The sequence below is a fragment of the Streptomyces sp. NPDC107517 genome, from assembly GCF_055582645.1.
The window spans coordinates 114,841-132,424 of sequence record NZ_JBVJPM010000001.1; the positions used below are offsets into that span (position 1 = coordinate 114,841).

Annotated in this window: 20 protein-coding genes; 13 read left to right on the forward strand and 7 right to left on the reverse strand. The window is 72.1% G+C overall.

The features are described 5' to 3' along the window. Positions 1-82: 82 nt before the first annotated feature. Genes ACZ67T_RS00500 through ACZ67T_RS00510 form a run of 3 tightly spaced genes read left to right on the forward strand, consistent with a single transcriptional unit; the run spans position 83 to position 2,901 of the window. Positions 83-1,414, forward strand: coding sequence for a class I SAM-dependent RNA methyltransferase (locus ACZ67T_RS00500; RefSeq protein WP_469980655.1), 1,332 nt, complete (start codon positions 83-85; stop codon positions 1,412-1,414). A 12-nt stretch (positions 1,415-1,426) separates the two neighbouring features. Beyond that, positions 1,427-1,687 carry a Chromate resistance protein ChrB gene (locus tag ACZ67T_RS00505; protein ID WP_469980656.1) on the forward strand — a complete coding sequence of 87 codons (261 nt, stop codon included), beginning with the start codon at positions 1,427-1,429 and terminating at the stop codon, positions 1,685-1,687. Between the two features lie 38 nt (positions 1,688-1,725). Next, positions 1,726-2,901, forward strand: a complete 1,176-nt coding sequence (locus ACZ67T_RS00510) for an MFS transporter (RefSeq protein WP_469981339.1) — start codon at positions 1,726-1,728, stop codon at positions 2,899-2,901. A gap of 179 nt (positions 2,902-3,080) precedes the next feature. Here ACZ67T_RS00510 and ACZ67T_RS00515 read toward each other — a convergent pair whose 3' ends face one another. Together ACZ67T_RS00515 and ACZ67T_RS00520 are read right to left on the reverse strand one after the other, a co-directional pair. Beyond that, on the reverse strand, positions 3,081-3,290 hold the full coding sequence (locus ACZ67T_RS00515) for a DUF397 domain-containing protein (RefSeq protein ID WP_469980657.1): 210 nt from the start codon (positions 3,288-3,290) through the stop codon (positions 3,081-3,083). Beyond that, complete coding sequence (locus ACZ67T_RS00520) at positions 3,272-4,114, reverse strand: helix-turn-helix domain-containing protein (RefSeq protein WP_469980658.1); 843 nt, start codon at positions 4,112-4,114, stop codon at positions 3,272-3,274. The genes ACZ67T_RS00515 and ACZ67T_RS00520 overlap by 19 nt, the downstream gene beginning before the upstream one ends. Before the next feature lie 226 nt (positions 4,115-4,340). Between ACZ67T_RS00520 and ACZ67T_RS00525 the strand changes: the two genes are divergently transcribed. From ACZ67T_RS00525 to ACZ67T_RS00555, 7 genes are all read left to right on the forward strand, one after another. After that, a complete protein-coding gene (locus tag ACZ67T_RS00525; protein WP_469980660.1) occupies positions 4,341-4,640 on the forward strand; it encodes a hypothetical protein in 300 nt (99 codons plus the stop codon). Beyond that, entirely contained in the window at positions 4,637-4,867 is a 231-nt protein-coding gene (locus tag ACZ67T_RS00530) for a hypothetical protein (protein WP_469980661.1), read from the forward strand. Before ACZ67T_RS00525 ends, ACZ67T_RS00530 begins: the two co-directional genes overlap by 4 nt. A gap of 389 nt (positions 4,868-5,256) precedes the next feature. Beyond that, positions 5,257-7,965 (forward strand): winged helix-turn-helix domain-containing protein, encoded by a 2,709-nt coding sequence (locus ACZ67T_RS00535; protein ID WP_469981340.1) that lies wholly within the window; start codon positions 5,257-5,259, stop codon positions 7,963-7,965. Positions 7,966-8,118: 153 nt separating this feature from the next. After that, the gene (locus ACZ67T_RS00540; protein WP_469980662.1) at positions 8,119-8,328 is read left to right on the forward strand and encodes a hypothetical protein; all 210 of its coding nucleotides are present in this window, start codon (positions 8,119-8,121) and stop codon (positions 8,326-8,328) included. 188 nt (positions 8,329-8,516) lie between these two features. Further along, positions 8,517-9,179 carry an HdeD family acid-resistance protein gene (locus ACZ67T_RS00545; RefSeq protein WP_469980663.1) on the forward strand — a complete coding sequence of 221 codons (663 nt, stop codon included), beginning with the start codon at positions 8,517-8,519 and terminating at the stop codon, positions 9,177-9,179. A gap of 115 nt (positions 9,180-9,294) precedes the next feature. Next, positions 9,295-9,774, forward strand: coding sequence for an SHOCT domain-containing protein (locus ACZ67T_RS00550; RefSeq protein ID WP_469980664.1), 480 nt, complete (start codon positions 9,295-9,297; stop codon positions 9,772-9,774). A 35-nt stretch (positions 9,775-9,809) separates the two neighbouring features. After that, positions 9,810-10,232: a DUF7144 family membrane protein gene (locus ACZ67T_RS00555; RefSeq protein ID WP_469980666.1), complete on the forward strand. Its 423-nt coding sequence runs from the start codon at positions 9,810-9,812 to the stop codon at positions 10,230-10,232. A gap of 42 nt (positions 10,233-10,274) precedes the next feature. Here ACZ67T_RS00555 and ACZ67T_RS00560 read toward each other — a convergent pair whose 3' ends face one another. After that, positions 10,275-10,547: a hypothetical protein gene (locus ACZ67T_RS00560; protein ID WP_469980667.1), complete on the reverse strand. Its 273-nt coding sequence runs from the start codon at positions 10,545-10,547 to the stop codon at positions 10,275-10,277. A 593-nt stretch (positions 10,548-11,140) separates the two neighbouring features. Between ACZ67T_RS00560 and ACZ67T_RS00565 the strand changes: the two genes are divergently transcribed. Then, positions 11,141-11,446, forward strand: a complete 306-nt coding sequence (locus ACZ67T_RS00565; RefSeq protein WP_469980669.1) for a hypothetical protein — start codon at positions 11,141-11,143, stop codon at positions 11,444-11,446. 25 nt (positions 11,447-11,471) lie between these two features. Here ACZ67T_RS00565 and ACZ67T_RS00570 read toward each other — a convergent pair whose 3' ends face one another. After that, positions 11,472-12,455 (reverse strand): helix-turn-helix transcriptional regulator, encoded by a 984-nt coding sequence (locus tag ACZ67T_RS00570; RefSeq protein ID WP_100591195.1) that lies wholly within the window; start codon positions 12,453-12,455, stop codon positions 11,472-11,474. A 169-nt stretch (positions 12,456-12,624) separates the two neighbouring features. Between ACZ67T_RS00570 and ACZ67T_RS00575 the strand changes: the two genes are divergently transcribed. Further along, entirely contained in the window at positions 12,625-13,182 is a 558-nt protein-coding gene (locus tag ACZ67T_RS00575) for a hypothetical protein (protein ID WP_469980671.1), read from the forward strand. 4 nt (positions 13,183-13,186) lie between these two features. Beyond that, positions 13,187-13,792, forward strand: a complete 606-nt coding sequence (locus ACZ67T_RS00580) for a response regulator transcription factor (protein WP_100591196.1) — start codon at positions 13,187-13,189, stop codon at positions 13,790-13,792. An 89-nt stretch (positions 13,793-13,881) separates the two neighbouring features. Here the strand turns inward: ACZ67T_RS00580 and ACZ67T_RS00585 are convergent, their stop codons facing one another. From ACZ67T_RS00585 to ACZ67T_RS00595, 3 genes are read right to left on the reverse strand one after another with little or no spacing between them, the layout of a single operon-like run. Beyond that, positions 13,882-14,997 carry a 3-dehydroquinate synthase II family protein gene (locus ACZ67T_RS00585; RefSeq protein ID WP_469980673.1) on the reverse strand — a complete coding sequence of 372 codons (1,116 nt, stop codon included), beginning with the start codon at positions 14,995-14,997 and terminating at the stop codon, positions 13,882-13,884. Then, the gene (locus ACZ67T_RS00590; RefSeq protein WP_469980674.1) at positions 14,969-15,907 is read right to left on the reverse strand and encodes a 2-amino-3,7-dideoxy-D-threo-hept-6-ulosonate synthase; all 939 of its coding nucleotides are present in this window, start codon (positions 15,905-15,907) and stop codon (positions 14,969-14,971) included. The genes ACZ67T_RS00585 and ACZ67T_RS00590 overlap by 29 nt, the downstream gene beginning before the upstream one ends. After that, positions 15,904-17,583 carry a class I adenylate-forming enzyme family protein gene (locus ACZ67T_RS00595; RefSeq protein ID WP_469980676.1) on the reverse strand — a complete coding sequence of 560 codons (1,680 nt, stop codon included), beginning with the start codon at positions 17,581-17,583 and terminating at the stop codon, positions 15,904-15,906. The genes ACZ67T_RS00590 and ACZ67T_RS00595 overlap by 4 nt, the downstream gene beginning before the upstream one ends. Position 17,584 lies beyond the last annotated feature (1 nt).

The window sequence follows — 17,584 nt, forward strand, 5'->3', positions numbered from 1 at the left end:
GACCACACCCACGTAGACTGGTGGGCTGTTGTCCGGCCGTTCGCCGTGTCCCTTGCTTTCTTACGTTGTGGAGTCCCCCGCCATGCAGGCAGAACCGAAGAAGTCGCTGGTCGGGGAGGAGTACGAGGTCGAGATCGGCCCCGTCGCCCACGGTGGCCACTGCATCGCCCGCACGGACGAGGGCCAGGTCCTGTTCGTCCGGCACGCGCTGCCCGGCGAGAAGGTCGTGGCCCGCGTCACGGACGGTGAGGAAGGTGCCCGCTTCCTGCGCGCCGACGCGGTCACCGTCATCGAGGCGTCCAAGGACCGCGTCGAGGCTCCCTGCCCGTACGCCGGCCCGGGCCGCTGCGGCGGCTGCGACTGGCAGCACGCCAAGCCGGGCGCGCAGCGCCGCCTCAAGGGCGAGGTCATCGCCGAGCAGCTCCAGCGCCTCGCGGGCCTCACGCCCGAGGAGGCCGGCTGGGACGGCACGGTCATGCCGGCCGAGGGCGACAAGCTCCCGGCGGGCGAGGTCCCGCAGTGGCGCACGCGCGTGCAGTACGCGGTCGACCCCGACACCGGGAAGGCGGGCCTGCGCCGCCACCGCTCGCACGAGGTCGAGCCGATCGAGCACTGCATGATCGCGGCGCCGGGCGTCTCCGAACTCGGCATCGAGAAGCGCGACTGGACGGGCATGGAGTCCGTCGAGGCGATCGCGGCGACGGGCTCCCAGGACCGCCAGGTCATCCTGACCCCGCGCCCCGGCGCGCGCCTGCCCCTGGTCGAACTCGACAAGCCGGTCTCCGTGCTGCGCGTGGACGAGAAGGACGGCGGCATCCACCGGGTCCACGGCCGCGGGTTCGTACGCGAGCGCGCCGACGGCCGCACGCACCGCGTCGGCAGCGGCGGCTTCTGGCAGGTGCATCCGCAGGCGGCGGACACGCTGGTCAAGGCGGTCATGCAGGGCCTGCTGCCCCGCAAGGGCGAGATGGCGCTCGACCTGTACTGCGGCGTCGGCCTCTTCGCCGGCGCGATCGCGGACCGCATCGGCGACCAGGGCGCGGTGCTCGGCATCGAGTCGGGCAAGCGCGCGGTCGAGGACGCCCGCCACAACCTGGCCGCGTTCGACCGCGTCCGCATCGAACAGGGCAAGGTCGAATCGGTCCTCCCGCGCACGGGCATCACCGAGGTCGACCTGATCGTCCTGGACCCGCCGCGCGCTGGAGCGGGCAAGAAGACGGTGGAGCACTTGGCGTCCCTCGGCGCGCGCCGCATCGCGTACGTGGCCTGCGACCCGGCGGCCCTGGCCCGCGACCTGGCGTACTTCCGCGACAGCGGCTACAAGGTCCGGACGCTGCGGGCGTTCGACCTGTTCCCGATGACGCATCATGTGGAGTGCGTGGCGATTTTGGAGCCGGTGAAGAAGGATGCCTGACCGGCGGTTTCCTTGAGTGCGGGCAAGGTCGGGGACGAGATCGCCACAGAGGTCCGTATCGCCGAGTTCACGCCGGCCGAACCGGAAGAGGCGCCGCAGCCGCTGGAGCGGCTGTGGCGCCGGCATCGGGATCTGACCGCCCGCGACGTCTTCGGCGCCCCGGAGGCAGCCGATGCCGCACTGCGGCTGAAGGGATGCGTCGCCGTGTGCGAGGACTACGCCGAGCACGTCTTCGCCGCGCTCCACGTCATGACCGAGGGCCCGACGCCATGACGCGGCCGCACCAGAACGAAGCGCCGACGGCCCGGCAGATGTGGCCGTTGTACGCGGCCGGGTTCACCACCGCGTTCGGCGCGCACGGCATCGCCGCCACCCTCGGCGGTGGCGCCGACGGCGCCGTCACCTCGCTGCTCGTCCTGGGCGGCCTGCTCGCGCTCTACGACGGCGCCGAGGTCCTGCTCAAGCCGCTCTTCGGGACACTCGCCGACCGCATCGGCGCCCGCCCCGTCCTCCTCGGCGGACTGCTCGCCTTCGCCGCGGCCTCCGCCCTGTACGCGACAGCCGACAGCCCTGGCTGGTTGTGGGCGGCCCGGCTCGGTCAGGGCGCCGCCGCCTCCGCGTTCTCGCCGTCCGCCTCGGCGCTCGTGGCCCGGCTCAATCCGGCCGCGAAACATGGTCGCGCCTTCGGTTCCTACGGTTTCTACAAGTCCATCGGCTACACACTGGGACCGCTGCTCGGTGGGGTCCTCGTATGGGCCGGGGGACTGCGGCTGCTGTTCGCCCTTCTCGCGGTGCTCGGCGTCGCCGTCGCCGTGTGGGCCGCGCTCATCGTGCCCGCCGTACCGCCGCTGCCCAAGACCCGGCAGACGGTGCTGGATCTGGCCCGGCGGCTGGCCGACCCGGCCTTCCTCACCCCGACCGCCGCACTCGCCGCCGCGACCGCCGCACTGTCCGTCGGTGTCGGGTTCCTGCCCGTCGCCGGGCGGGTCGCCGGTCTCGGCACGGTCGCCACCGGGGCCGCGGTGTCCCTGCTCGCGGCCTGCGCCGCGGTCGTCCAACCCCGCGCGGGACGCGCCCTGGACGAGGGCCGCCTCAGCACACGTACGGGGCTGGCCGCGGGTCTGACAGCCACCGCTGCGGGCCTGTTCTGCGCGATGCTGCCCGGCCTGACCGGCGTCCTCCTCGCCGCCGTCCTCATCGGCGCCGGCACCGGCCTGATCACCCCGCTCGGCTTCGCCGCACTGGCCTCCGCGACCCCGCGAGAGCGCCTGGGCCAGACCATGGGCGCCGCCGAACTCGGGCGTGAACTCGGCGACGCGGGCGGCCCCCTGCTCGTCGCCGCCGTCGCCTCGCTCGCCACCCTCACCTACGGCTTCGGGGCGCTCGCACTGCTCACCGCAGCGGGCGGCTTCGCCGCACTCACCTACCGCAGCGCCGTGCCGGCCGCACCCGATGAGGCGGATCGGACACCTGACTCGCGCCAGTGACCCCGGTGGTTCCCCTTGAGGTGCACCCGAGCTCGATGGGCCGACTTCGAAGATCGGCCGAGCAGGCCGTCGCCGGGGGTGACGGCGTCGGCGTCACGTGTCGAGGAGTTCGGCCTGGACGCGGCGTGAGGGGCGGAAGGCGCAGAGGGCGAGGATGCCGGGGCCGCCGGCCTGCTCGTTCAGGCGCTCAGCCGTCCGCCCTTGACCGCTGAGACGAAGGAGGACCAGCCGGCGGCCGGGAACACGAGAACCGGCCCGTGCGCAACCTTGCTGTCCCGTACCGGGACGATGGCCGCGAAGTCGTCGGAGACCTCGACACACTCGCCACCGTCCGAGTTGCTGTAGGAACTCTTGCGCCAGCTGACGGCACTCAGGTCGATGCCTCGCACGGTACTTCCTCCAAGATGGCCAGGACGAAATTCCGCGACTCGGCTGGGGGCAGCGCCAAGTCGCGCATCGCATCGTACGCACGCTGCAGCCGCTCAACCGGCGAGTCCGCTTCAATGAGTTCGCCACGGTGTGCGTTCTCCGTATATGCCACCGTAAGCCCGCCGGGGAGCCGCAGGAACATCAGTGCGGTGCTGTCCAGGCCGTGCATCCCGGCGCTCAGGGGAAGCACCTGCATCGTCACATTCGGCCTCTCCGCCATCTCGGCGACGTACTCCAACTGCCGCCGCCACTGCGCCACTTCCCGTAACGGCGTCCGCAGCACCGCCTCCGACAGGATCGTCCGGAACGGCGGCGCGTCCTCTCCCTCCAGCAACTCCCGCCGCCCCATCCGGGCCTCGACCTGCTGCTCCAGCTCCTTCCCCCGGAGCCCGCCCGCCGCCAGCACCTCGCGCGCATACCCGGGCGTCTGCAACAACCCCGGCAGCACGCTCACCGCGAAGTGCCACAGGCTCACCGCCTCGGCCTCCAGCGCCATGTACCGCCGGTACCGCTCGCGGAACTGCGTATGGTCCCCGGCGGCGAGCTCCCACAGCGCCAGTAACAGCCCCGGCGTTCCGTAGTGCTGGTCCAGGGCCTGGACGACCTCGGGGCTGCCGAGCGTCTCGCCCTTCTCCATCTTGCCGAACAGGGAGTAGTCCCAGCCCAGTCGTTCGCCGAGCTGCCGCAGGCTGCTCCCGCTCCCGGCCCGCAGGGTCCGCAGCTCCTCGGCGAACCTCTGACGCGGCTCCTGGCTGCGGCCGGTGACGACCCGTCGCTGCGGCATACGTCCGGCTCCCCTCCGAGCCGCCGGCTCGTGGTCGGTGTGGAAGGTGTGGAACCAGTGCCCTACGACGGGGAAGCACCGCACGTCCACGGCGTGTTCGGGCACATCCGGGAGCATCCTCGTAACACCCGGACCACGCAGCGTAATTCACGCAGCTTGCCGGGGTCATGGAATCAGTCGGACCCGACGAACCCGACAGACCGACCGGCGAAGGACGAGGACACGTATGCCCCCCACACAGCGGCCCCCGCACCACTCGATCACCCCCGCCACCGGCCACACCGCCATCGTCACGGGCCCTGCGAAACCCCGTACGCCCAAGGTCCAGGAGGCGCTCGACGCCCGCGACGCCCTGGCCGGCGCTCTCAGCCGGGCAGGGGTCCAGCTCCCGGCCATGGACGTCCGCACCCCGTGGGCGGGTGACAGAGAGGGCGAGAGCCGCTACGCGCTCGTCCACCTCGGAGTCTGCTCGGCGCCCGTGGCGCTGCAGCTGGCGGCTGTGATCGCCAAGGGGGCCGGTTCGTGACACCGGAGCCGGCGCCGTTCCTGGAGGTGGGAGACGCCGTCCACGACACCGTGCGGGACCGGTTCGGGCGGGTCATGGGCCATGAGGGGCCGTACCTCCAGGTCCGTCCGCTGGCCGGTGGCCGCGCATGGGACGCCGAGACCGGCGACCTCCGGCCCCTGGCCCAGGACGAGTTGCTGCGCGCCCTGGTGGCCGAGGCGAACGCCCGCAGCAGGCAGGGCATCTGACGGCACGTCGGTCCATCGAGGGCGGACTCCCGGCGACGCCCTCCTCGTGATCCACGCACTGACCCAGGATGACGAGAACCGTCTCAGCAGGACGACGGGCTTCCTGATCCGCCCGCGCGCGGACACCAGCGGACACCGGAGGGCATGCCCCCATCCGCACGAGTCTTCTTCGTGCTGCCTGGGGGCGTTTCCTTCCTGTCGGCGGCTCGTGCGGGAGAGCGTTTTCCGCCGCCCTCCTCAAGGGTGCGGTGACCGGTGTGTGCGGGTACCGGCACGCCCTGCGTTCCCCGTCGGGAAATCCGCCCCCGAGCGCCGGACCGGAAAGGCTGGGATGCTGAGGGCGAGCGGGCCCATGACCCGGCCCCTGACAGGCAGCGGTGGTGAGCGCTGTGGCGGAGATCTACGAGCATGTTCCTGGACGGGTCGATCCACGTGTTCCGTGCGTGGATCCTCTGGGGGACTCGTTTCTCCGCACTCGGATCGCGCTGCCGGCGCGACCCGCCACGTACCTGCGGCGGCATCGGCTCGTCCGGCACCTCGACAAGGCTCTTCGGACGCGGTTGACGCTGGTCAACGGCGCGGCCGGTGCGGGCAAGACCCTGCTGGCCGCCGACTGGGCCGCCGGCCTGGAAGAGCCGGTCGCCTGGCTCACCGCCGAGGCGGAGGACCGACAGCCCGGCGTGTTCTGGGCCTACGTCCTGGAGGCCCTGCGCGCGTGCGGTGAACCGGTGTCCGGCGCGGTCGGGGTCCCGATCGAGGCGGCCCGGGTGGACCGCAAGCTGCTGGCGGCGCTCGCCGCCGATCTGGACGCACGTGACCGGCCCGTGGTCGTCGTGGTCGACGAGTTCGACCGCGTGACCACCCCCGAGGTCGCGGAGCAGTTGGAATTCGTCCTGCACCACGCCGGGCAGGGCATGCGCCTGGTCCTCGTCACCCGCACCGAACCCCTGCTCCCGCTGCACCGCTACCGGGCGGCCGGCGAACTGACGGAGCTGCGCGGCGCGGAGCTGGCCTTCACCCCCGAGGAGGCTGTCCCGCTGCTGGAACTGCACGGTCTGCACGTCTCGGTCGACGCCGCGCGCGCCCTGGTGGACCGCACCCGGGGCTGGGCCGCCGGCCTGCGCCTGTGTGCCCTGGCCGCGGGGGAGAGCGCGGACGCCGAGCTCTACCTGAAGGAGTTCGAGGCGGACCGGAGCACGGTCGCGGACTTCCTGCTGGCCGAGGTGCTCAAGCGGCAGCCGGAGGAGACACAGGATCTCCTGCTGCGCGTCAGCGTCCTGCAGCGTTTCAGCCCTGATCTGGCGAACGCGCTGACAGGGCGGACCGACGCGGAGCCCCTGCTCGCCGAACTGCACCGCGCCAACGCGTTCGTCGAGGACCTCGGGCACTCGCTGTACCGGCTCCACCCGCTGTTCGGGGAGATACTCCGGGCCCATCTGCGGGTCCGCCTGCCGGGCCTCGAGCCCGAGCTCCACCGGCGTGCCGCGCAGTGGCTGCGCCGTTCCGGATCCCTCCTGGAGACACTCACTCACGGCGCCGCCTCGGGCGACTGGGATTTCACCGCCGGCGCCCTCGTCGACGACCTGGCGATCGGACAGCTTTTCACCGGCCTGCGCTCGGGCGGCCTCGACCAGTTGTTCTCCGGGATGGATCCCGAGGCCACCGGTCCCGCGACGGATCTCGTCCGGGCTGCCCGCGAGCTGTCCCGGTGCGACGTCGAGCGTGGTCTCTCCCACCTGCACCGTGCCGAGGAGCGGCTTGCCGTCGACCCGTCCGACGGAGCGGCCGCGCAGCTGAGCTGTGCGCTGCTGGAGGCGCTGGCCGCCCGGCTGACCGGTTCTCCCGAGCAGGCCGAGGAGGCCGCGGAGGCGGCCGGCCGACTCCGGCGGGCGGTCCCGGAGCACCTGCTCGACAGGCATCCCGAGCTCACCGCGCTCCTTCTGACCCATCTCGGCTCCGCGCGCCTGTGGGCCGGGCGCTTCGAGGACGCGCGTGCCGCCCTGACCACGGTGGCGGGCACGCATGGCGGAGCGTCCACCGTGCTGCCCCGTGAGGAGGCGCTGGGGCATCTGGCGCTGATCGACCACCTGAACGGCTGGAACGGCAGGGCGGAACGCAAGGCTCTCGCCGGTGCCTCCGAGGCGGAGGGGTTCTGTCCGCCCCGGACTCGCGCCGCCGCCACGGGGACGGGCACGGGTACCGATACCGGCATCGGATTGCTGGTGCTGGCCGCCGTGGCCGTCGACCGCGACGAGCTGGACCGTGCGCGGGCACTCCTCGACGAGACGGCCCGGTTCCCCTCCGCGACGCACGATCCGGTGATCGCCGCGGGACGGGCCATGACCAGGGCGCGTCTCCTGCTGGTCCAAGGCAACACCGCGGCCGCCGTCGAGGCGGCGGACCCAGGCGTCCGTGTCGCTGTCGCCTCACCCTGGGCGGCGGGCCATGAGGCGCTCGTGGCCGCCGCCGCGCATGTAGCCGAAGGACGGCCGGAGAGGGCGGCCGAGGTGCTCCAGGTCGTGTCCGCCGATCAGCCGGCGTGTGCGGTGGAAGCCGCGCGGATGCTGCTCGCAGCGGGCCGTCCGGAAGCGGCGGTCAGCCTGCTCGACAGCATTGACACCGGGGGCCGGACCGGGCCGGGCGTGACCGTTCGGGCAGCGCTGGTCAGGGCTCAGGCCGCGCAGGGGGCGGGAGACGACGCCACGGCCCGCCGGCTCGTCGCGCAGGCACTGCTCAGCGCCCGGCGCGAGCGGCTTCGCAGACCGTTCCTCGACGCCCGGCCGTGGATCCGGCCGCTGCTGTCGACCGCGCCCCTCCAGGAGCTGACCGCGGACTGGCTGACGCCTGCTCCGTCGCGCCGAGGTGACCCGGCCACGACCGACGCGCGGCCCCCTCAGCTCGTTGCCGGGGAGCTGAGCGGGCGCGAGCGGGACGTGCTGGAGCGGCTGGCCCTGATGATGTCGACCGAGGAGATCGCCGCCGACCTCTACGTGTCGGTGAACACGGTGAAGACCCACCTCAAGAGCGTCTACCGCAAGCTGGGGGTGAACCGGCGCAACGAGGCGGTGCGCCGCGCGCGCGAACTCGAACTCGTGTGAACGGGCGTCGCCGGCCGCGACGGGAGCCGGGTCGTCGTGCGTCGGGCGCGGCAGGTCACCTGTACCGGGTGAGGCCCGGCCGGGCGCCGAGGCGGAGGCTCGCAGGAGGGGGTGTCGCCCACCTGCCCCACACCGCTGGCGGGAGAAGAGCTCATGCGTTGCGAGTTCCGCGTCGAGGGACACATGTCGGAGACATTGACCAAAGCCTTTCCGGAGCTGGGCCACGTGATGATGTCCGGCCAGACGATCCTGTTCGGTCCCGTCGTGGACGACGCGCACCTGTACGGTCTGCTGGCCCGACTCCAGTCGCTGGGACAGCGGGTCCTGGAGATGCGGCAGCTGCCGGAGGATCCGGCCGGCTGATCCGCCGCGTGCGGTGAACCCGACGGAGGCGCTCTCCCGCACCGCCACTCGCGATGGCGGTGCTCACGGATCACCCCCGATGGGTGACCCGGCGGCCTGTGGCGCGCGGGACGCTGGGGTTGTCAGATCCCCGCGTACGGCCTCTTCGGCGTCCGGGAACGGCCCGCTCGATCGCGCGAGGAGGAGCCATGACCATGCCGCGTGGTCCGGCGCCGCACACCGAACCGGAACCCCCCGCCGGCGGGGACGCCCCCCGCCCGGCCGACGACGCCGCGGACGTACTGGCGCGACTCGGCCGCTCATGGACCTGGATCATGGGCTCGGCCGTCGTGACGCTGGTGCCGGGCGTCCTGATACTGGTCTGGCCGAAGGAGACCCTGCACGTCCTCGCGGTCCTCATCGGCCTGTACCTGCTGGCCATGGGGGTGTTCCGGTTCGTCGCCGTCTTCGCGCGGGACGAGCACGGCGAACGGCTGTCGGGGCTGCTGCTGGCCGTGCTGTTCCTCCTGGCCGGGGTGCTGTGCCTGCGGAACCCGCTGCAGACCATCACCGCGCTCTCCCTGATCGTCGGCGTCGTCTGGCTCGTGTCCGGCGTCCTCACCCTCTACACCGCCATCGCCTCCAAGGGCCTCCCGCACCGCGGCGTGCTCGTGGGCGTCGCGGTGCTCGGCATCGTCGCGGGGATCGTGGTGCTGGCCCTGCCTGCCGAGTCGGCACAGGCCCTGACCAGGCTGCTCGGACTGTGGCTCGTCCTGCTCGGTCTGGCCGAGGCGGCGCTCGCCCTCGCCTGGCGGTCCGCGCTTCGGAAGGCGGGCGTCACAGGCTCGCCCGGCCAGGCCCCGACGGCCTGAGACACCCCACCCACCGAGCTCACCCCCGTCGGGTGAGGCCGCCCGGCTCCCGTCGGCCCACGCTGAGGACGGCAGGCAAAGGCGGCTGGGCGAGCGCCCGGGATGGAGGAGAGACATGAACGCGCAGACGGTCCTGGCGTACGACTATCCCCTGCTGAGCGTCTTCTGGAGCATGCTCTGGTTCTTCGTGTGGATCATGTGGTTCATCCTGCTGTTCCGCATCATCGGCGACATCTTCCGTGACGACGAGATGGGTGGCTGGGCGAAAGCCGGGTGGCTGGCGCTCACCGTCCTCCTGCCCTTCCTGGGCGTCTTCGTCTACATGATCGCCCGCGGCAAGAACATGGGCCGCCGGGAGATCGCGCAGGCCCGTGAGCAGCAGAAGGCCTTCGACAGCTACATCAGGAAGACCGCGGGCGGTACGGACCGGTCCAGCAGTGTGGACGAGCTGGCCAGGCTGTCCGAGATCCGCGCGCGCGGCGACATCACGGACGAGGAGTTCGCCAAGGCGAAGCAACTCGTGCTGGCCGGCCACGGTCCGGACGCAGGCCCGGGCAGCGACACCGCCTCCGGCCCGTCCGGCTCCGGACGCTGAGCGCGCGCCGGACGAACACGAAATGAGGCACCACCATGACCGCGACAAACTCGCAGCCGGCCGACACGACGAAGCAGGCGTGGGCAGGCGGCCTGACGATCTTCGCCGGGATCATGCTCATGCTCGTCGGTGTGCTCGGTATCTGCCGGGGCATCATGGGGATCGCCGAGGACGACATCTTCGTCACCACACGCAACTACATCTTCAAGTTCGACCTGACCAGCTGGGGCTGGATCCACCTCGTCCTGGGCGTACTCGCCGTGCTCATCAGCTTCGGGCTGATGCGGACCGCGACGTGGGCACGCGTCGGCGGCGTGGTCATCGCCGGACTCGTCATCATCGCCAACTTCCTCTCCCTGCCGTACTACCCGGTCTGGTCGGTCGTGCTGATCGCGATCTCGGGCTTCATCATCTGGGCGCTGTGTGTGGTCCGCAAAGACGGGGCCGACTGGTTCTAGGGCGCACCGCACGGCGTGTGAGTGACACGGCGGGAAGCCTGGTCAGCGTCTCGATTCGTGCCACTGCGCGAACGCCCGCGCGAGCTGCTGCGAAGCGCGTTCCACCTCGCCGTCCGGTCCCGGTTCGCCCGCTGGGACCGGTAGGTCGACGCTCGGGTAGCGAGGGTCCTCGGCGGACGGAACGACGTCCGCCGTGTCGGCCAGCCGGCGCAGGAGCGCCTGGTTCATGCGCTGTTCGACCTCCGCGTGCTCGGGGCGGCCCGCGAGACCGACTCGCTCGTGCAGGAGCGTGCGGATCGTTGCCCTCGTCGGCATCGATCCGCTCACTGTTGTCCTCAGGGCTGTGTCCGCGGTGGCACAGGCTCGCGCGGCTCTCGCCGCCGGGTCAGCCGTCGAGAGTGCCGCCGCCCGCGCCGACGATGGTCGGTGACACCCCGGATCCGTACGCGTCCACGCTCAGCGCCGTGGCGCCCGAAGCGGAGGTGCCGCCGCGCATGTCGGGCAAAGTGAGTCGATGACTGCCCTCCTTGAGGCTGCGCAGGAGGTTCGGCTCCCAGCACGAGCGAGAGTGCGGTGACCGTTGGTGTGGGGGCGCCAGCCGGTGAGGAACGACGCGCGGCTCGGCGAGCCGTCGCTGCTCCCGCTGTCAGCTGCGTATCGCGGCACATGCCCGCGAGCTCGTCGACCGGGCCGGACGCCGGGGCCGAGGGCCGACAGGCCCCACCTGAAGACCCCGCCCCTCAGGCAACTCCCTGCCATGCAGCTTCCTGGCGTGGCCGGATGCGGACAGTGGGGGTGGCGCGGTGATTATCTCTAGGCACGCAGTCGGAACGGCCGCAACGGACCGGACCGGCGCAGGTCAACGCATCGAACGTACGCCGCACCGTACTCGCGAATGGAGACCTCTCATGTCCCGTGCCACCACCCGCTGTACCGTCCTCGCCGCGGCCGTCCTCGGCGGGATCCTGTGGGCCGTGCCCGCGCAGGCCCTCCCCTCGGGGGCGGCCGGTGACGCGCGGAAGGCCACCCCCTCCTCCGCGGACGACTTCGTGTGGCCGAGCCCGCCGGTCAAGCCTCTCGACTTCGTGTGGCCGAGCCCGCCGGTCAAGCCCCTCGACTTCGTGTGGCCGACCCAGCCGCAGCACCTTCCCGGCCTGCCCGGAATACCCGCCTCGCCCGACGACTTCGTCTGGCCCGTCACCCCTCAGCGGTGAGCCCGATGCGGACGACGACGCCCCGTCAGATCCACTCCCTGCGCGTGGCCTGCACGCCGGCCTCGAAGCGGCTCGACGCACCGAGGCGCTCCATCAGCTCGGCCATGATGCGGCGCTCGGTGCGCACCCCGATACCGAGCGCACGGGCCACGGCCTCGTCGGTGAGACCCGTCGCGAGGAGCTGGAGGAGCTTGCGCTCCTGCGGGGTCAGCCCGCCGGGCAGGGCGTCGCCGGGCCGGTCGAGGGGGCAGGCGTGCTCCCAGTACGCCTCGAACAGGGCCCGCATCGCGAGGACCACCGGCTGGCTGCTGAACAGCAGCGCGGACGGCTGGGCCTGACCCGGCAGACCGGCCACGATCGCCGCGGTGTTGTCGACGATGAGCAGCCGCATCGGCAGCGTGGGCGAGGTCCGGATCTCGCTGTGCCGCTCCGCCATCCACTGCGCGTGCGCCTTGGTGACACGGTCGTTGGCGACGCTGTCGAGGTAGATCGACCGGAAGCGCACCCCCCGCGCGAGCGCCCGCTCGTTGAGGGGCCGGCCGGCCTCGATCGACTCCTGGGTCAGCGCGTTGACCGGATGGAACGCGAGGGACTCGCGCACGCAGGACTCGGCGAGCGCCTCCAGACGGATACGGATGTCGTCGACGTTGTCGAGATGTTCCGTGCCGTCGAGAGTGTTCGACCAGCCGGACGCCGTGTACTCGGCGGCGAGCGCGGCCAGCGCGGCGCGGTTCTGCTCGATGCGCTGCTGGCGCCAGGCCAGTTCGTTCTGCTCCCGCTGGAGGAGGACCTTCAGGCCGAGCGACGGGTTCACCGCCCGCAGCCGGCCCGGGGAGTCCGTCGACGGTGCGAGGAGGGAGAGCTCGGACAGCCTGTCCAGGGCCGCCTCCACCGCCTCCGGTGTGCAGTCGAGTAAAGCGGCGAGGCGCTTCGGATCGTGTTCCTTGTGGAACAGAATCGCGCGGTAGACGCCGAGCGTCTGCTGATCCAGTGACGAGACTTCGTCCACGTGGTGTTTCCCCCTTGAACCACGGTTGAACGTTTATTCAGCGCCAAACAAAGGCGCCGGAACTCCACTTCATCAGGGCGCGCCGCATTCCCGGCGACGCGCACGTTTCAAGTCGTCCACAGATTCCGCACGTTACCTGCTCATCGTATTCCGCGAACAGGGAGTCCTCGTGTCCCACGCAGCGTCCTACGCACCCCCGCCGCTCGACGGCTGCGTCGTCCTCGTCGTCGACGCCACCACCGGAACCGGACGGGTCGTCACCGCACGGCTGTGCGCCGCCGGGGCCGCCGTCGCCGTCGTCGGCGCGGGCCATCGGGGACGCGGGGACGACGCGGCCACCAACGCCGCCTTCCTGTGCAAGGAGCTGGCCGACATCGGTCTCGTGGCGCTGCCCTACCAGGTGGACGCCGCGGACACGGAGGCGGTGCTGGCGCTGCCGGCGCAGATAGGCGCCGACCTCGGTCCGCTCACGGCCGCCGTCGTGATCGTCCCGGCCGAGGACGCTCCGTACGGCCTCGCGGACACGTTCCGCGCGGTGTCGGCCGCCGTCGTGGCGGGCCTGCCCGCCCACGCCGTGCACATCGAGATCGACCAGGAGGCCCGGGCCGAGGAGCTGGCCAGGTCGGTGGTCCATCGGCTGCTCGGCACGGCCGGTTCCGATCCCGGTCCCGATTTCGAATCCGAGTCCGTGTCCGAGCCTGAGTCCAGTACATCGATACGGGGGTAGAGAGATGTCCGTACGCGTGGTCGTGGCCGGTGATCACCAGCTGGTCCTCGAAGCGTTCGCCGAGACGCTCAACGGCACCAACGGCCTGGATGTCGTGGGGCTCGCCACGACCTACGAGGCCGTGCTGCCCGCCGTCGAGCGGCACCGGCCGACCGTGCTGCTGCTCGGGGAGCCCACCATGGGCGGCAAGGCGCTGCGGGCCGCGACCGATGTGCGCTCCCGGCATCCCAAGTGCGGGGTCGCCCTCATGGTCGGCGCGGCCACCCCCGCGGTGGTCGACCGGGCCGTCGCCGCCGGCGCGCTCGGCATCGTCCCCAAGAACGCCCGGCTGCCGCAGCTGATCACCACCCTCATGGGCGTCGCGGGCGGCTGTCTCACCGTCGACCCGGCACTGATGCGGCCGCCCACCGCCGGTGAATCGGCGCTCAGCGTGAGGGAGATGGATGTGCTGCGCCTCACCGCGGGCGGCGCCACGGTGAAGGAGATCGCCGGCGAGCTGTATCTCGCCGCGGGGACCGTACGGAACCTCACCTCGGCGGCCATCAAGAAGCTCGGCGGCCGCAACCGGTTCGACGCGGCGCGCATCGCGAGCGAGCACGGATGGCTGTGAGACCGGGGCGGCCCGGGGCCACACGCGCGCCGGCCCCGGCACGGGGTGTGCCGGGGCGGGGCGTCCTGGTGCGCGGCGTACGGGCGCTGCTACTTCTCCAGGCAGAACTCGTTGATCGGGTAGCCGACATGGCGGTCGGCCGTGGGCAGGTGGCCCAGGATCGTGTCGCCCGGCTTGAGTTCGGTGCTGTTCAGTACCGAGGCGCCGGGGCCCAGGACGCGGACGTGCCAGTCGTCCTGGAGGATCAGGTTGACCGTCTGGCCGTTGGGCGCGACCGCGTCGATGGAGATCAGCGGACGCGTCTCGATCTTCACCCGGCCGACGCTGACGGGCCGCGTGCGGCCCTTCACGTCGACCGCGAGGACCGAGCTGCCCGCGTGCAGTTCGCTCAGGTAGTGCGTGCGCCCGTGCTGCGCCACGGTGTACGAGTGCAGCGCGCCGGCGTTGACCCTGAAGGGCCGCGTCGGCATGTACGGCAGCGGGTGGGTCTCGCTGACGCACAGCACCATGCCCTTGGAGTGCGAACCGACGAGGATGCCCTCGTCCTTGCGGAAGTGGGTCGTCGTGTCGACGCAGGCACGCTCACCCATCCCGATGTGCGTGGCGCTCGTGACTGTCAGCTCCACCAGCGGGATCTCCCCGCCGCGCGAGGTCGCCGCGGTGCGCAGGGCGGTGGCGTCACCGACGGTGCGGCCGCGCATCAGGACGCCGTCCGAACCCAGTTCGAGCACGCCGTAGACGATCTCGGCCTCCTCGTTGTCGGCCGCCGTCGTGACGATCGAACCCGGGGCGCCGGTGGCCGCCGCGATGACGATCTCCAGCGGGATCTTGGTCGGGTCCCGGAAGTCGAGGACGCTCCACGCCTCCAGGCGCGCCGCCAGGCAGGCGTCCTCCAGGGTGTCGGCGTCGACGATCTCGACGTAGCGGCCGAACTCGACGTCGGGGTGCGCCTCGACGAGCGGGGCCCGCTCGTCCTTGCCGCCGGGCACGATCACCAGGTCGGCCTCGCCGAGGTCGGCGGGGACCGAGGCCGCCCCGTCCTCGAACAGGAGGATCTTCCGGACGGTCGGGGGCAGGCCGGTGAAGGCGGCCGGGTCGGCGGCGACGACGCCGTCGATCCGCTGGTGGACGGCCTCTTCGAGGACGGCGGCGGTAGCGGTGCCGGCGTCGCGGATGTCAAGCCAGCACAGTTTGGCGTCCGTCATGATGCGGACCTCCTGTCAGATCGTGGGAGAGCGGAGCGGTGGTCGGTGGGGTGTCGAGGTGGTCCGGGGTGAGCCGGGCGTCGCCGTCCGTGTCGGCCGACGCGGTGAAGGGGCCCGGCCCGAAGTGCTGTTCGGGGAAGTGGTGGACGAGCCGGGCGACCTTGGCGGCGAGCCGCCTCGGGTCGGCGGCCTGGAAGATGTTGCGGCCCATCGCCACGCCGCCCGCGCCGCCGGCCAGGGCGTCCCGCACGTACGCGAGGACGTCCTCCTCGTCGGCGAGGGCGGGGCCGCCCGCGACGAGTACCGGCACCGGGCACGCCGCCGTCAGGTCGAGCATCTCCGCGGTGGAGCCGAGGAAGACGGTCTTGACCAGGTCGGCGCCCAGGTCGGCGGCGATCGTCACGGCGTGCGCGACGAGCTCCGGGTCCCGGGGGTCGGTGATCCGCGGGCCGCGCGGGTACACCATGGCGAGCAGCGGCAGGTTCCAGCGGTCGCAGGCGTCGGCGATCCGGCCGAGGTCGCCGATCTGCTGCCGCTCGTCGTCGGAGCCGAGGTTGACGTGGACGCTGACCGCGTCCGCGCCGAGGCGCAGGGCCTCCTCGACGCCGGCGACGACGTACTTCGCGTTGGGGTCGAGCGCCTGGCTGGTGCTCGCGTTGAGGTGGATGATCAGGGACATCGCGGCGAACCGCTCCGGACTGATGTGCCGCACACTGCCCTTGTGCACGACGACGGCGTCCGAACCGCCGGCCGCGAGGCGGCCCGCGAGATGGTCGAGTGACATGCCCTTGGACACCACGGGACCGTCACTGATCGAATGGTCGAGAGGGGTGATCATCAGGCCGGCCGTGCTGTGGCGGTAGAGCCGCCGCAGCCGCAGCGACCGGGCGAAGTGGCCGAATGCGGTCATGAGACGCCCTTTCTGGTTCGCGGGATGGCGTGATCGGGCGGGGCGCCCGTGCCGCGTACGCGGACGGGGCCGTCCCGCGCGGTGGCTCCGCGCGGGGAGCTGGTGGCGGGCGCCGGCGCGGCGGCGGAGGCCTTCGGACCGGAGCGCTCGGGTGTGGACGACACCCGGCGCAGATACGCGCGGTCCGGCTTGCCCGAAGGGGTCAGCGGCAGCTGCGGCCAGACGGAGATCCGGACCGGGGTGTGCTCCGGAGTCAGCGTCGCGGCCACGTATCCGCGCAGGTCGCACGACGTGCGGGCGGCGCCCGAGTGCAGTTCGACGGCGGCGTGCACCTGCTCCACGTAGTCGTCGTCGCGCACGCCGAACACCGTGGCCTGGCGTACCTGCGGATGCTGCAGGAGTGCGCTCTCGATCGCCGTGGGGTCCAGCTTCAGACCGCCGTGCTTGATCACGTCGCCGACGCGTCCGTCGAGCCGCAGATAGCCGTAGCGGTCCCAGTGCCCGAGGTCACCCGTGCGCAGCCACCCGTCCCTGAGGGTGGCGCCGGTCAGCTCGTCGTCGTCCAGGTAACCGGCCGTCACCGTGGGGGAGTCGACCCACAGCTCGCCCGTGACGCCGCGCTCGACCTGTGGTCCGCCGCCGGGCGCCCTGATCTCCAGGCGCACCCACGGGAAGGGCCGGCCGACCGAGCCGAGCAGTTCCGGCTCCCGGTGGTCGAGCGGGTTGAGGCTGCTGATCCCGCCGGCCTCCGTGGTGCCGTACACCTGGATGAGGACGTCCCCGAAGAGGCGGACGGCCCGCTCCACGCGGGCGGGGGCCGCCGGGGTGCCGCTGTAGGTGATGCGGCGCAGCGAGGACAGATCGGTGGCGTCGATGCCCGGATGGTCGAGCAGCCGGTAGAGGTGCGGAACCGCCAGATAGACGTCGGTGACGTGGTGCTGGGTGAAGGAGCGCAGTACGTCGTCGGGGTCGAAGCCGTCGTGGAGCACCACCGTGCCGCCGCCCGACAGGACGGCGTCGGCCATCGGCGCCGTCGTGTGGCTGATCGGTGTGACGGACAGGAGTGTCGCGGGTCCCCGGGGATCGAGGCCACGGGCGAGGCGGTCGACGAGCTCCTCACGGGTACCGAACTGCTGGGCGACCATCTTGGGCCGGCCCGTGCTGCCGCTGGTGAAGTCGACGACGGCGAGAGCGTCGGGCCGCGGCGGCGGCAGCCGGCCCGGATCGAGGGCCCGGGCGGGAGCGCCGCGCGGGATCGGCAGCACGGTGAGCCCCGGCAGCCGGTGCGCGAGCCAGCGTCCCCGCTCGGCGCTCTCCTCGTCCACCAGCAGGAGCAACGCGCCCAGATCCCGCAGGAGTCGGGTCTGCGTGCCGAGCGAGAACGTCTCCGTGTCGGTCCTCGGGTTCATCGACCGTACGTAGACGGAGGTGGCCCCCAGGAGGTGCACGGCGTACCGGGCGCTGAGCATCAGCGGATGGTTCGGCCCCGTCAGGACGGCCACGGTGTCGCCCCGGCCGACCCCCCGCTCGTACAGCAGGGCCGTGGTGCCGTGGACGGAGTCGCTCAGCTCACCGGCGGTGACGGTGCCGTCCGGCCGGTGCAGGACCGCGCGGGACGGATCCCGTTCGAGCGCGTCGAGAATGCGGCGGACGTACGGGCTTGATCGTGCGGTCATG